Origin of the sequence: Streptomyces sp. NPDC018964 (assembly GCF_044390325.1) — a bacterium.
Classification (GTDB): Bacteria; Actinomycetota; Actinomycetes; order Streptomycetales; family Streptomycetaceae; genus Streptomyces.
Genome location: NZ_JBIRYZ010000005.1, coordinates 293,091 through 307,550, shown reverse-complemented (window position 1 = coordinate 307,550; position 14,460 = coordinate 293,091). Strand labels below are relative to the sequence as shown.

Annotated in this window: 11 protein-coding genes and 1 tRNA gene; 11 read left to right on the top strand and 1 reads right to left on the bottom strand. The window is 74.4% G+C overall.

The genetic code is table 11. The annotated features are described in order from the left end of the window. Window positions 1-3 precede the first annotated feature (3 nt). Together ACH5AO_RS11135 and ACH5AO_RS11130 are read left to right on the top strand one after the other, a co-directional pair. Window positions 4-780 carry a M23 family metallopeptidase gene (locus tag ACH5AO_RS11135; protein ID WP_398923960.1) on the top strand — a complete coding sequence of 259 codons (777 nt, stop codon included), beginning with the start codon at window positions 4-6 and terminating at the stop codon, window positions 778-780. 181 nt (window positions 781-961) lie between these two features. Then, window positions 962-1,657 (top strand): GntR family transcriptional regulator, encoded by a 696-nt coding sequence (locus tag ACH5AO_RS11130; RefSeq protein ID WP_398923959.1) that lies wholly within the window; start codon window positions 962-964, stop codon window positions 1,655-1,657. A 173-nt stretch (window positions 1,658-1,830) separates the two neighbouring features. Here ACH5AO_RS11130 and ACH5AO_RS11125 read toward each other — a convergent pair whose 3' ends face one another. After that, on the bottom strand, window positions 1,831-2,112 hold the full coding sequence (locus ACH5AO_RS11125; RefSeq protein WP_398923958.1) for an HPr family phosphocarrier protein: 282 nt from the start codon (window positions 2,110-2,112) through the stop codon (window positions 1,831-1,833). 199 nt (window positions 2,113-2,311) lie between these two features. Between ACH5AO_RS11125 and ACH5AO_RS11120 the strand changes: the two genes are divergently transcribed. From ACH5AO_RS11120 to ACH5AO_RS11080, 9 genes are all read left to right on the top strand, one after another. Further along, window positions 2,312-5,191 (top strand): GNAT family N-acetyltransferase, encoded by a 2,880-nt coding sequence (locus tag ACH5AO_RS11120; protein ID WP_398923957.1) that lies wholly within the window; start codon window positions 2,312-2,314, stop codon window positions 5,189-5,191. Window positions 5,192-5,250: 59 nt separating this feature from the next. Then, on the top strand, window positions 5,251-5,847 hold the full coding sequence (locus tag ACH5AO_RS11115; protein WP_398924053.1) for a DUF5998 family protein: 597 nt from the start codon (window positions 5,251-5,253) through the stop codon (window positions 5,845-5,847). Next, a complete protein-coding gene (locus ACH5AO_RS11110) occupies window positions 5,847-7,205 on the top strand; it encodes an alkaline phosphatase family protein (RefSeq protein WP_398923956.1) in 1,359 nt (452 codons plus the stop codon). Before ACH5AO_RS11115 ends, ACH5AO_RS11110 begins: the two co-directional genes overlap by 1 nt. Window positions 7,206-7,254: 49 nt before the next feature. Then, on the top strand, window positions 7,255-7,905 hold the full coding sequence (locus tag ACH5AO_RS11105) for a thymidine kinase (RefSeq protein ID WP_398923955.1): 651 nt from the start codon (window positions 7,255-7,257) through the stop codon (window positions 7,903-7,905). A gap of 250 nt (window positions 7,906-8,155) precedes the next feature. After that, window positions 8,156-9,832, top strand: coding sequence for an SWIM zinc finger domain-containing protein (locus ACH5AO_RS11100; RefSeq protein WP_398923954.1), 1,677 nt, complete (start codon window positions 8,156-8,158; stop codon window positions 9,830-9,832). A gap of 219 nt (window positions 9,833-10,051) precedes the next feature. Continuing rightward, window positions 10,052-10,127 (top strand) — tRNA-OTHER (locus ACH5AO_RS11095). A gap of 106 nt (window positions 10,128-10,233) precedes the next feature. Further along, window positions 10,234-11,370: a gala protein gene (locus ACH5AO_RS11090; protein WP_398923953.1), complete on the top strand. Its 1,137-nt coding sequence runs from the start codon at window positions 10,234-10,236 to the stop codon at window positions 11,368-11,370. After that, window positions 11,367-13,247 (top strand): ankyrin repeat domain-containing protein, encoded by a 1,881-nt coding sequence (locus ACH5AO_RS11085; RefSeq protein WP_398923952.1) that lies wholly within the window; start codon window positions 11,367-11,369, stop codon window positions 13,245-13,247. The genes ACH5AO_RS11090 and ACH5AO_RS11085 overlap by 4 nt, the downstream gene beginning before the upstream one ends. Further along, on the top strand, window positions 13,244-14,449 hold the full coding sequence (locus ACH5AO_RS11080; RefSeq protein WP_398923951.1) for an AAA family ATPase: 1,206 nt from the start codon (window positions 13,244-13,246) through the stop codon (window positions 14,447-14,449). The genes ACH5AO_RS11085 and ACH5AO_RS11080 overlap by 4 nt, the downstream gene beginning before the upstream one ends. Window positions 14,450-14,460: the final 11 nt, after the last annotated feature.

Genomic DNA, 14,460 nt, shown 5'->3' with positions numbered 1-14,460 from the left:
CACATGGCGTTCACCCGCGCCCCGGGCAAGCACCGTCGTCCCAGCCGGACGCAGCGCGGCACCGTCCGCGCGGCGGGCGTCGCGGCGCTCACCACCACCACCGGCGTCGTCGGCTCCCTCGCGACCCCCGCGCTCGCCGCCGAACCCGCCGCCGCGCAGACCGGCCTCACCCCCGTCGTCACCCTGGGCGACGCGGTCGCCGACCGGATCGACGCCCAGGCGGCCGCCCAGCACGAGGCCGCCCGGGAGGCGGCCGAGGCCGCCGCGCGGAAGGCCGCCGAGGAGGCCGCGCGCGAGAAGGCCGCCAAGGAGGCCGAGGAGGCCCGCGCGGAGAAGGAGCGCGCCGCGCGGGAGGCCGAACGCGAGCGCCTCAACACCTTCGTCTCCCCGATCCCCGGCTCGTACGTCTCGACCAGTTACCAGGTCGGCAGCTCACTGTGGTCCTCCGGCAGCCACACCGGCGTCGACTTCCACGCCGCGAGCGGCACCCCCGTCCAGTCGGTCGGCGTCGGCACCGTCGTCGAGGCCGGCTGGGGCGGCGCGTACGGCAACCAGGTCGTCATCAAGATGCACGACGGCACGTACACCCAGTACGGGCACCTGTCGTCCATCGGCGTCTCGGTGGGCCAGCAGGTCGCCGCCGGGCAGCAGATCGGCCTCTCCGGCGCCACCGGCAACGTCACGGGCGCGCACCTGCACTTCGAGGCCCGTACGACCGCCGAGTACGGCTCCGACCTCGATCCCGTCGCCTACCTCCGCGCGCACGGCGTGAACCTCTAGGCCCGACCGCTTCCCTGTGCCCCGGCTCCCCGAGCCGGGGCACCGGTGTTTCCGGGCGGCTCCTGTCCGAAAAATAAGCACGGATTCCGGTCCGGCGTCGTGAATTCCCGCTGATTGCAATAGAGTCACGGAACACACGTCAATCGTCGACGTTTCACGGGGATTAAGCCGGAGGTCCGTCATGCGTATTCCCGCGCACTCGGTGTGCACGGCGATCCGGGACGACATCGTCGCGGGTGTCCACGAGCGCGGCGGCCGGCTCACCGAGGAAGTGCTCGCCCGCCGTTACGGCGTCTCCCGCGTCCCGGTCCGGGAGGCGCTGCGCACGCTGGAGGCCGAGGGGTTCGTGGTGACCCGGCGGCACGCGGGCGCGTGCGTCGCGGAACCCACCGAGCAGGAGGCCGCCGACCTGCTGGAGATGCGGGTGCTCCTCGAGCCGCTCGGCGCCGCCCGCGCGGCCCAGCGCCGCACCGAGGCCCATCTGAAGGTGCTGCGCGGCCTGGTCCGGCTGGGGCAGGAACGCGCCCGCCAGGGCAACAGTGACGACCTGCGCTCCCTGAGCGGCTGGTTCCACGAGACGCTCGCCCAGGCCACCGGCAGCCCGGCGCTGACGTCGACGCTGACCCAGCTGCGGCACAAGATCGCCTGGATGTACGCCACCGAGGGACCGTCCGACCCGGTCGAGTACTGGGCGGAGCACGGCGCGATCGTGGACGCCGTGGCGCGCGGCGACGGCGACCGCGCGCGGTCCGTCACGGCGCTGCACACCGAACGCGCGAGCGCCGGGCACCGCCTGCGCTTCGCCTCCGGCGCCGGCCGCGCGGACCGTGTGAGGAACTCGCAACATCCCGTAAACATGCCGAGTCTCCGGCATTAACACGGGTGCCGTATACAAAGAGGGTGCATTTCTCGGGGGTTATTTCTGCTGCCCGGGAAAAGGGGGGAAGGGAAAAGGGAAAGGCCCGCGCGGGGTCCGGGCGGGCCTTTCGAATGCAGTGCGGTGCAGTCCGGTGCGTTTCGGTGAGAGACGTTCCCGCACCCCCTGCGTGCTCAGACGGTCTCGGGGAGCTCCTCGAGACCCTCGGCGACCAGCTTCGCCAGCCGGTCCAGGGCGGCGTCCGCACCCTCGGCGTCGGACGCGAGGACGATCTCCTCGCCGCCCTGGGCGCCCAGGCTCAGGACGGCCAGCATGGAGGCCGCGTTGACGGGGGCGCCCCCTGCCTTGGCGATCGTCACCGGGACGCCTGCGGCCGTGGCGGCTCGGACGAAGATGGAAGCGGGGCGGGCGTGGAGGCCCTCGGCCCAGCCGACGTTGACGCGGCGCTCAGCCATGTGTTGCTGCCCTTCGGTGTTCAGGGTTGTCTAGACCAGTTTCCCACATCGTGAAGCATGCCCGGAGCGTGCCGGAGGCGTACCCGAAGGGGCCTCCGCTCCCGCTCCCGGTGGCAGCCGGACCGCGGCCTCGGCCCGGCTGTCGTCCACCACAGACTGCCCCGCGCCGTTGTCGTACGCGAGCCGTACTCTGGGGCCCATGCAGACCTCGTCGGACCGGCACGAGTACCCCGCCCACTGGGAGGCCGACGTGGTGCTGCGCGACGGCGGCACCGCGCGCGTCCGCCCCATCACCGTCGATGACGCCGAGCGCCTGGTCAGCTTCTACGAGCAGGTGTCGGACGAGTCGAAGTACTACCGCTTCTTCGCGCCCTACCCTCGCCTGTCCGCCAAGGACGTCCACCGCTTCACGCACCACGACTTCGTGGACCGGGTGGGACTCGCGGCCACCATCGGCGGCGAGTTCATCGCCACCGTACGCTACGACCGGATCGGCGCCGACGGCGCGCCCGCCTCGGCCCCGGCCGACGAGGCCGAGGTCGCCTTCCTCGTCCAGGACGCCCACCAGGGCCGGGGCGTCGCCTCCGCCCTCCTCGAACACATCGGCGCCGTCGCGCGGGAGCGCGGCATCCGCCGGTTCGCGGCCGAGGTGCTGCCCGCCAACACCAAGATGATCAAGGTGTTCACCGACGCCGGGTACACCCAGAAGCGCAGCTTCGAGGACGGCGTCGTCCGCCTGGAGTTCGACCTCGAACCCACCGACCGCTCCATGGCCGTGCAGTACGCGCGCGAACAGCGCGCCGAGGCGCGTTCGGTGCAGCGGCTGCTCGCCCCCGGCTCGGTGGCCGTCGTCGGCGCGGGCCGCACCCCCGGCGGGGTGGGCCGCAGCGTCCTCGACAACCTCCGCGACACAGGGTTCACCGGCCGGCTGTACGCCGTGAACAAGGCCCTGGGGGAGGGGGAGAAGGAGATCGGCGGGGTGGCCGCGTTCCGCTCGGTGCGGGACATCGACGGGCCCGTCGACCTCGCGGTCGTCGCGGTGCCCGTCGAACGGGTCCCGGAGGCCGTCACCGAGTGCGGCGAGCACGGCGTGCAGGGGCTCGTCGTCGTCTCCGCCGGCTACGCCGAGTCCGGCCCCGACGGCCGCGAACGCCAGCGCGCCCTCGTACGGCAGGCGCGCGCGTACGGCATGCGGATCATCGGACCGAACGCCTTCGGCGTCATCAACACCTCCCCGGACGTCCGGCTGAACGCCTCGCTCGCCCCCGAGACGCCCCGCCCGGGCCGGATCGGGCTGTTCGCCCAGTCCGGCGCCATCGGCGTCGCCCTGCTGTCCCGCCTGCACCGGCGCGGCGGCGGCGTCACCGGTGTCACCGGCGTGTCCACCTTCGTGTCGTCCGGCAACCGGGCCGACGTCTCAGGCAACGACGTCCTGCAGTACTGGTACGAGGACCCCGACACCGACGTCGCCCTGATGTACCTGGAGTCCATCGGCAACCCCCGCAAGTTCACCCGCCTCGCCCGGCGCACCGCGGCGGCGAAGCCGCTGGTCGTGGTCCAGGGCGCACGCCACGGAGCGGGCCCCCGGGGGCACGCCGTACGGGCGACCCGGCTGCCCCACGCGACGGTGTCCGCGCTGCTGCGGCAGGCCGGGGTGATCCGCGTGGACACCATCACCGAGCTGGTCGACACGGGCCTGCTGCTCGCCCGCCAGCCCCTGCCGGCCGGGCCCCGGGTGGCGATCCTCGGCAACTCCGAGTCCCTGGGCCTGCTCACCTACGACGCCTGCCTCGCCGAGGGCCTGCGTCCGCATCCCCCGCTGGACCTCACCACCGCGGCCTCGGCAGCGGACTTCCACGCGGCGCTCTCCCGCGCGCTGGCCGACGACACGAGCGACGCGGTCGTCGTGACGGCGATCCCGGCGGTGGGGGAGGGCTCGGTCGGTGACGCGGCCCTGGCCCAGGCCCTGCGCTCGGCCGCCGCCGCGACCCCGTCCAAGCCCGTCCTGGTGGTCCACGTGGAACTCGGCGGCCTCGCGGCGGCCCTGTCGGCCGCCACCAGCACGGCCCCGCAGGCCTCGACGCCGACCCCGCCCCAGGTCCCGACGCCGGCCCCGCCCCAGCCCCAGGCGCCTGCGACCTCGACGCCGGCGACCTTGGCGCCACGCCCCCGGGCGGACACCGCTTCCGTGACGGCCCCGCCGCTCCCCGAGGACGCCCACCTCATCCCCGCCTACCCCGCTTCCGAGCGTGCCGTCCGGGCGCTCGCCCAGGCCGTCGCGTACGCGCAGTGGCGGCGGGACGCCGCCGAGCCCGGCAAGGTGCCCGAGTACGACGACATCGACGAGCGGGGCGCCGCCGCGCTCATCGAAGGGCTGCTCGCGCGCGGCCAGGGCTTCGCCCTCGGCACCGCCGAGACCTGCGACCTGCTCGGCACCTACGGCATCCACGTCCACCGCGCCCTCCCCGCCCCGGACCCCGACACCGCCGCCGAGGCCGCGCGCACCCTCGGCCACCCCGTGGCCCTCAAGGCGACCGCCCCCCACCTGAGGCACCGCGCCGACCTGGGCGGCGTCCGCCTGGACCTGGCCGACGAGGAACAACTGCGCCGGGCGTACAGCGAGTTGACGGAGCTGTTCGGTGCCCCGGAGGAGCTGCGCCCCGTGGTGCAGCGGATGGCCCCGCGCGGTGTCGACACCGTCGTACGCGCGGTCATCGACCCCGCCGCCGGAGCCGTCCTCTCCTTCGGGCTGGCCGGACCCCCCTCGCAGCTGCTCGGGGACATGGCGCACCGGCTGATCCCGGTCACCGACCGGGACGCGACCTCACTGGTGCGATCGATCCGTACCGCCCCGCTCCTGTTCGGCTGGCGCGGCTCGGCACCGGTCGACACCCCGGCGCTGGAGGAGCTGATGCTGAGGGTGTCACGGCTGGTCCACGACCATCCGGAGGTCGTCGCGGTCACCCTGGAGCCGGTCGTCGTCGCCCCGCACGGCGTGAGCGTCCTCGGCGCCTCCGTACGCCTCGCCCCGCCGCCCGCCCGCGACGACCTCGGCCCGCGGACCCTCCCCGCGTACTGACCGGCGCCGGGGAGGGGAGTGCGGTGAGCGGTGCCTCGCAGTCGGTGGTCCCCCGTAGGATGGGGCCCATGGCCAAGACCAGTACGACGACCCAGGGGCTGCGGGCGGCGATCGAGCGCAGCGGCTACTACCCGGCCCTCGTGGCCGAGGCGGTGGAGGCCGCCGTGGGCGGCGAGCCCATCCGGTCGTACCTGGTCCACCAGGAGACGACGTTCGACTCGAACGAGGTGCGGCGGCACGTCACCGTGCTCGTCCTCACCGGCAACCGCTTCATCGTCAGCCACACCGACGAGCAGGCCGCGGACAGCACCTCCCCGACGCCGTACGCCACCACGTCCACGGAGTCGGTCAAGCTCGACCGGATCTCGTCGATCGTGGTCAGCCGGGTGGTCGGCAACCCGGAGTCGTACAAGCCGGGCACGCTGCCGCGCGAGGTCGTGCTCACCATCGGCTGGGGCGCCGTCTCCCGCATCGACCTGGAGCCGGCCGCCTGCGGCGACCCCAACTGCGAGGCCGACCACGGCTACACGGGCAGCTCCACGGCCGACGACCTGAGCCTGCGCGTCAGCGAGGCCGGCGACGGGCCGGAGACGGTGCGCCAGGCGCTCACCTTCGCGCAGGCCCTGTCCGAGGCGACCGCGGACCAGACGCGCTGATGGCACAGCCCACACCCGGCGCCCGACCCTCGCCGGGCGCCCAGCCTGCCCCCGGCGCGCGGCCCGTGCCCCGCCCGCAGGCTCCCCGCCCCGCGCCGCCCGCCCGCGTCCCGCGGTCCACCTCCACGGCGCGGCCGACGCCCCCCGCCCTGCCCGTACCGCCCCCGCCCCCCACCGCCTGGGAGGACGCGCACCCGCGGCCCCTCGCCCCCGGTTCCGCGCCCCTGCCCGCATACGGCACCGGCTCGCTCGCCGACCTGCTGCCCACGCTCGCCGCCGGCATGGCCGTCCCCGGCACGACCGCCGCGATCACCGAGCTGACCCCCGCCGACCGGAACTGCGTCTTCCTGATCGACGGGTTGGGCTGGGAGCAGCTGAGGGCGCACCCGGACGAGGCCCCCTTCATGACGTCCCTGCTCGCCTCCTCGCGCGGCGGCACCGGACGCCCGATCACCGCCGGTTACCCGGCCACGACCGCCACCTCCCTGGCCTCCGTCGGCACCGGCCTGCCGCCGGGCGCGCACGGCCTGCCCGGTTACACGGTGCGCAATCCGGACACCGGCGAGCTGATGAACCAGCTGCGCTGGCAGCCCTGGACCCCGCCCGGCCCCTGGCAGCCGTACCCCACCGTCTTCGAACTGGCCCACCGCGCGGGCGTGCACGCCGCGCAGGTGTCCTCCCCGGCCTTCGCGAACACCCCGCTGACCAAGGTCGCGCTCAGCGGCGGCAGCTTCCACGGGCGGCTGTCCGGCGAGGAGCGCATGGACGTCGCGGCCGAGCAGCTGGCCGCCGCCGACCGCTCCCTGGTCTACACGTACTACGCGGAGGTCGACGGCGCCGGCCACCGCTTCGGCGTCGACTCCGACACCTGGCGCGGCCAGCTCATGTACGTCGACCGCCTGGTCCAGCGCCTGGCCGAACAGCTCCCCGCGCGCAGCGCGCTCTACGTCACCGCCGACCACGGCATGCTCGACATCCCCTTCGACGAGGACCACCGCATCGACGTCGACGAGGACTGGGAGCTGAAGGCGGGCGTCGCCCTGCTCGGCGGCGAGGGCCGCGCCCGGCACGTGTACGCCGTACCGGGCGCCGCCGACGACGTGCTGACCTGCTGGCGCGAGGTGCTCGGCGAGCGGTTCTGGGTGGCCTCGCGCGACGAGGCGATCGAGGCGGGCTGGTTCGGTCCGGCGGTCGAGGAGCGCGTGTACCACCGGATCGGCGACGTGGTCGCCGCCGCACGGGACGACGTCCTGCTGATCGCCTCCGAGCGGGAGCCCAGGGAGTCGGCGATGGTCGGCAACCACGGCTCGATGACCCCTGCCGAGCAACTGGTCCCCCTGCTCGAAGTACGCTCCTGAACTCCTGACGATCCGCCCGCGACCCCTGCCGAAAGGTGCCCGACCTCCCATGCCCGAACTGGTGTTCTTCTCCGGAACGATGGACTGCGGGAAGTCGACGCTGGCTCTCCAGATCGAGCACAACCGTTCGGCACGCGGCCTGACCGGCATGATCTTCACCCGCAACGACCGGGCCGGCGAGGGCAAGCTCTCCTCCCGCCTCGGCCTGGTCACGGACGCGGTGGAGGTCGGCGACGGCGCGGACCTGTACGCGTACCTCGTCGACCACCTCTCGAAGGGCCGCCGCGCGGACTATGTGATCGCGGACGAGGCGCAGTTCCTGGCGCCGGAGCAGATCGACCAGCTCGCGCGGGTCGTGGACGACCTGGAACTCGACGTCTACGCCTTCGGCATCACCACCGACTTCCGCTCCAAGCTGTTCCCCGGCTCCCAGCGGCTGGTGGAACTGGCCGACCGGGTCGAGGTGCTCCAGGTGGAGGCCCTGTGCTGGTGCGGCGCCCGCGCCACGCACAACGCGCGTACGGTCGGCGGGGTCATGGTCGTCGAGGGCGCCCAGGTGGTCGTCGGCGACGTCACCGGTTCCGCGGACGAGGTCGGCTACGAGGTCCTGTGCCGCCGCCACCACCGCCGCCGCATGACGGCCGCGACGGCCCGCGCGGCGGCACTGTCCCCCGACGTACTGCCGGTCACGTCGGGCTGACCGGACGGCCGCGGGGCACCGGCGGGCCGGGCGCCTGACGGAGCCGACGGGCTGCGAGAGTCAGATCCTCGGGGCGGCAGCCCAGGAGCGCGAACCCCACGGGGCCCGGGGAGGCGCGCGTGCACGGCCGACCGCCCCTTGGCGTCGGGCGAGTTGAGGGGCGTACCCGGCGAAGTCGTCGGTTCGCGGCCTCGGCCCCCACTAGGCTGGGGGCGTCGACCGCACCACCATGGCAGGGCGGAAAAGAACCATGCGCGGCCTCACCGAGACGGACCTCAGGACGCTGGCCGGTGCCCGTTCCTTCGAACGCGCCCTCGGGTATCTCGACGCGGTGTCCGGGATCGAGGTGGGGGACGGCTGGATCACCGCGCGGGTCCAAGGGACGGAGCGGTACGAGGTCGAGCTGACCCTGGACGGGCCCCGCGGGCTGTCCGGCGCGTGCGACTGCCCGTACGGTCTCGAGGGCAACTTCTGCAAGCACCTGGTCGCCCTCGGTCTGACCGTGCTCGCCCGGCCGGAGAGCCTGCCGCGGCAGCGGAAGGCGGCCCGGGAGCGCGCGCGGGACCTCGACGGGTGGCTGTCCGCCCTGTCCAAGGACGAGTTGCTCGCCCTGCTGCGGGAACAGGTCGACGAGGACCGGCAGGTGCGGCGACGCCTGGAACTACGGGCCGCGAGCGCCCGGGGAGACCTCACCACGGTCCGGTCCCGTATCCGCGACCTGCTCGACATCGGCCCCTTCGCGCAGTACGGCTACGTCGAGTACGCCGATGCCCGCGCCTACGCCGACCAGGCCCGGCAGGCGGTGTCCGCGATCGGCGCGCTGACCGGCTCGGGCCGGGCCGCCGACGCGATCACCCTGGCGCGGGAGGCGATGCGGCTGCTGGCCGAGGCGGTGGAGAGCGTCGACGACACCGACGGCCGGCTCGGGCAGATCGGCGCGGGCCTCGCCGACGCCCACCTCGACGCGTGCCGCGCGGCACACCCCGACCCCGAGGAGCTCGCACACTGGCTGGCCGGCCATGTGCTCGGCGACGCCGACGACGGCCTGACCGACATCGATCCGCTCGACTACGACGACGTCCTCGGCGAAGAGGGCATGGCCGTCCTGCGGAGGCTGGCCGTCGAGGCGTGGCGGCGCAACCGCCGAGGCTGGGCGGAGAAGTACCTGATGGAGCGTCTGGCCGAGGCCGGAGGAGACGTCGACGCGGTGATCGCCGTGCACGCGGCCGATCTCGCGCCGAACGGCCACACCCACCTGGTCATCGCCCGCGAGCTGGAGGCCGCCCGGCGTTTCGACGAGGCCCTGGAGTGGGCGGAACGCGGTATCCGGGACGCCCGGGACCTCTCCGCCGTGGACACCGCCCTCGTCGACCACCTCTGCGACCGCTATGCGCGGGCGGGCCGGACCGCCGACGCCGTCGCCGTGCGCCGCGACCACTTCGGCGCCCGCCGTTCACTGCTCGCGTACCAGCAGCTGCGCGCCGCCGCGCGGGCCGCGGACAGCTGGCCGGCCGAGCGCGAGGGAGCCCTCGCCCTGCTGCGCGCCGACGCGGAGCGGCCGCGACAGAGCCGGTACGGAGGCCCCGTCCTGGTCGACGCCCTGCTCGACGACAAGGACGTCGACGCCGCCTGGCAGGCCGCCACCGGCACGGGCGCCTCTGATCAGCAGTGGCTCGCACTCGCCGACCAGGCCCGTGCCGCCCGTCCCGCCGACGCGCTCGGCGTCTACCTGCGCCTGGCCGAGCCGCTGACCGAGGAGACCGGCAACAAGGTCTACGAGCGGCTCGTCGGCCTGCTGCTGAGCATCCGCGACTGCCACCGCCGCCTGGGCACCGAAGACGAGTTCACCGCTTACCTCACCGCTTTGCGCACCACCCGGAAACGCAAGCGGAACCTGATGCGCCTGATGGACGAACACGGCCTGTGAGCCGGACGGCTTCTCGGGCCCTCCCACCCGGCCGGAACCCCGGTCACCGCGCTGAACGGTCAGCGGCGTGAAGGGACCGCGACACAGGGACCGAGGCGGAGCGGCATCGGGCTCGTCGCCCTCGTGGGCGGTTGAGAGGTGGTGGCGTGCCGCGTGCAGAGGATCCCATTCAAACAAGTGATCGACAACGTGGTCGATCCCGCTATGATCTTCCACGGCAAGGCCGTAGCGCAGAGGTCGTCGCGCCCTCGCATCAAGCCGGAGGACGTCGGTTCGAATCCGACCGGCCTTGCCACCCTTGTCGTGGAGGAACGTCGATTGGCGTCGGTCCGTCCCGGGCGGGCGGAGGGCGGAGCCGCCCTCGGCGAGCCGGACACCGGCGATGGACCGGTGGAGTGGTGATGACGCAGCCGACACCCGTGCGCTGCCCGGCGATCGAGCACCCGGACATCCCTATCAGCGACCCCGCCGGCTTGGACCCGCTGCTGGCCCGGCTGGGGTCGGCGCGGGCGGTGGACACCGACGAGACGTTCCCGCTCGGCACCCTCCGCGCGGACGGCCGCGTCGACCTGTGCAAGCAGGGCCTCGGAGCGGCCGGCGCCGCCCGGCTGATGCCCGTCGCCGCCGCCTCGCCGCACGCCCGGCACGTACTCCTCGGCACCAACGCCATCGGTGACGAAGGAGCGGCCACGGTCGCCCGCGCGCTCACCGCCGGCCACGGCCTGCACACGCTCTACCTCGGCTGCAACCGCGTCGGCCCGGAAGGCGCCGCCGCCCTCGCCGGCGTACTCTCCGCGGACGACACCGTCCGCGCTCTGTGGCTCAAGCGCAACCCGGTGGGCGACGACGGCGTGGCGGCGCTCGCCGCGATGCTCCGCCGCAACACCGCGCTGCGCACCCTCGACCTGGTCAACACCGGTGTCACCACCGAGGGCCTGCGCGCCCTGCTCGACGCCCTCACCGGCCGCCCGCACCCGGTGGAACGCCTCTTCCTCGGTGGGAACGGACTGACCGCCGACGCCGCCGGCCTGCTGGCGGCGCTGATCCGGGAGGCGGGCGTGCGCGAGCTGTACCTGCCCGCCAACCACCTCGGCGACGAAGGCGCCGCCGTCCTCGCGGCAGCCGCCGCCGACGCCGGACGGCCGGTACGCCTCGGCCTGGGCGGCAACGGCATCGGCCCCGCCGGGGCGCGCGCCCTCGCCGACGCCCTGGGCGCCATCGAGACGCTCGACCTCGGACGGCCGATGTCGGAGCGGAGCCTCGGCGCCCCCGCCAACGCCACCGGCGACGAAGGCGCCCACGCCCTGGCCGCCGCCCTCCCAGGCAGCCCGCTGCGTCGGCTGGAGCTGTGCCACACCGGACTCACCGGGCGGGGCGCGAAGTCCCTGCTGGCGGCGGTGCCGGACGGCTCACCGCTGGAGTACGTCGGTCTGGGGCCGGGACTGCCCCGGAAGGTGAAGCGGTCCTTCACCCAGCGCCTGCGGCCCATGGCCGGGGCCCACCCCGACCTGCGCGCGATAGGAAGTGTCTACCGGTGAGCCGCCGCCCCGAACTCCCCTGTTTCCCACCGGAGGAGGCGGCGAGTTGGCGGCGGATCCGCCGGTACGCCGTGCCCCGGCTGATGATCGAGCGCGCGACGGAACACCGTACCGCCGGTGACTGGCGTGGCGCGTGCGCGGCGGCCGGCGTGGACGTCGACATCGACCTGCCGGAGGTCGCCGAGCACTGCGGCGACGACGTCGCCGAGGCCCTGGAGGACGACCTGCGCCACCTGGTCCCGGACCTGGTGCGCTGGCACCTGCCCCGGGTGCTGGGCGGCTGGACCACCCTCGACACCGACCGGACCGTCGTCCTCGCCCGCTACCGGCCGGTGCGGGAGGGCGAACGCCCGCGCACCACGCCGTACCTGCACCTCACCACGCCCGCGATGATGCAGGGTCCGCAGCGGGTCACCCTGCGGTTCCGCACCGTCCTGGACGAGAAGACCGCCGGCGTCTTCGGGAGCCGGACCGAGGACTGGCGGTACGCCCGGCACCTGTGGGACGCGCGGCACACCGCCGAACTGCGCGCGCGGTGCGGCGGCGGCACCGACCGGCCTCCCTTCTTCCACGCCGACGGCCGGCCGCGCCGTACGGACGAACTCCCCACCGCCGATCCCGGCCCCGCCGACGCGGCGGCCCGGGCCGAGTGGGTCACCCTGCTGCACCAGAAGGGCGAGGTCGAGGCGGCCTTCACCGCGGCCGGGATCGAACTCGACCTGACGCCCCCGACCGGCCCCGGCTGGTACCGGGCCGATCCGGCGGAGCTCATCGGCCGGCTCGCGCTCGACCACACCCGTCTGGAGCGGGAGGTCCGCCGGCTGATGGACGAGGGCGTCGGCGACCGCTTCCTCGTCGTCGGCGACTGGCGCACGCGCATCCTGCTGGAGCCGACGGCCACCGGTCTCGGGGCGAGGGCGGCCGGCCGCGAGGAGGCCAAGAACGTGCCCTTCCTGGCCGAGGCGCTCTGGCGCAGGCTCCCCGACCTCGACCTGCTGCGCGTCGGCGGAGTGGAGCCGGAACACCTGCATCCGCTGGTCCGCGAGGCGCTGTTCCCCGACCTCCGGGTCGCCGACGGGACCGGCGGCCCGCCGGGTCCCGACGTCCCCGCACCCGTCAGGGTGCGCTGCCGGGGTGAATGGCACGAGGTGGGCTTCCGCCCGGACGGTCTGCTCCGCATGCCGCACAGCGACGAGGAGCAGCAGCGCGAGCGCGCCCTGCGCGCGTTCGGCGGCGCCGTCGCCGGGTGCTTCGCCGTCGAGCAGACCTGGGCGTCCGGCGACGGCCGGCTGCCGAAGGCGCTGCGCGCCCAGCGGCAGGACCTGTTCCTGCGCGCCCAGCACGGTGACACCCACGGCGTGCTCCACCTCCTGGACGCCGGCGTGGACCCCCGGGTGCGCGACGCTGCCGGACGCTCGCTGCTCCACGTACTGCACCTCCTCGACCACGAGCCGCTGCTGCCCCGGTTGCTCGCGGCGGGGCTCGACCTGGAGGCACGGGACCGGCGGGACCGCACACCGCTGTTCGTGGCGGTCAACGACGGCGGCTCCCGGGCCCTGGTGGAGGCACTCCTCGCCGCCGGCGCCCGGATCGACGTGGAAGACCAGATGGAGCTGTCGCTGGCCCAGGTCATCCGCCGTTACAAGCGCTCCGATCTGGCTTTCCTCCGGAAGCGTGTCCGTGAGGAACACCCGGGACTCGGGGCCGAGTGGTGGGACGACTACATGGACCGCCACGAGGAGGAAGCGGACGACTACGAGCCTGTCGAGCCTGATGAGTTTGAGCCCGACGAGTCCGAGTTCGACGAGCCCGAGCCCGTCAAGCCCGGACTCGTCGATCCCGGACTCGGCACGTACAGCAAGGAACCGCCGTTTTGAGCACCGACTCCGCCTCCCGCACCGCACCGGCCCCGCTGGCCGCCGCGGACGCCCTCGTCGCCAGACTGCGCGCGCACCGCACCGAACCCGCCGCCAACCCTCAACTGGAGGCGCTCGCCCTGGCCGTGACGGCCAACCAGCCCGTCCTGCTGTGGGGCGAACCCGGCATCGGCAAGTCCGCCGGCCTGGAGCAGCTCGCCGCCGGACTCGGCCTCCCGCTGGAGACGGTCATCGCCAGCGTGCACGAGCCGTCGGACTTCGCGGGACTGCCGATCGTCGGCGACGACCCGGCCACCACCGGCGTGCCGATGGCCCCGCCCGACTGGGCGGTCCGGCTCACCCGCGCCGGACAGGGCCTGCTCTTCTTCGACGAACTGTCCTCCGCGCCCCCGGCCGTGCAGGCCGCGCTGCTGCGGGTCGTCCTCGAACGCCGGGTCGGCAGCCTCGTCCTGCCCGACGCGGTGCGCATCGTCGCCGCCGCCAACCCGCCGTCCAGCGCCGCCGACGGCTGGCACCTCAGCCCGCCGCTCGCCAACCGCTTCGTCCACCTCGACTGGACCCACGACCCGGCCACGGTCGCCCGCGGCATGGCCGGCACCTGGCCGGAGGTGGCTGTTCCGGCGGTCGATCCGGCCAAGGTGCCCGGTGCCGTCGCACGGGCCCGCGGCGCGGTCTCCGGTTTCCTCACCGCCCGCCCCGGCCTGGTCCACCACATCCCCGCCGACGCCGAGAGCCGGGGCCGCTCCTGGCCGTCCCCGCGCACCTGGGAGATGGCGCTGCGGCTGCTCGCCACCGGATACGCGACCGGCGCCGGCCGCGAGGCGACGGCCGCCGCGCTCACCGGTGCCGTCGGGGACGGCGCGGGCATCGAACTGCTGTCGTACCTGGAACACCTCGACCTGCCCGACCCCGAGCGGGTCCTCGCCGACCCCGACGCGTTCGCCCTGCCCGAGCGCGGCGACCGCCAACTCGCCTTCCTGATCGCGGTCGTGGCCGCCATCCAGAGCGACCTCACCCGGCCGCGCTGGGAGGCCGGCTGGGTGGTCCTGGCCAAGGCCGTGGACGCGGGCGTACCGGACGTGGCCGCCCGCGCCGCCACCGACCTCGCCTCGATGCGCCGTCTGGACTGGCCCGTACCGCCCGGCATCGACGGCTTCCTGGACCTGCTGCACATGTCCGGGGCCCTGCCCGGCAGCCGCTGAGACCCACGAGC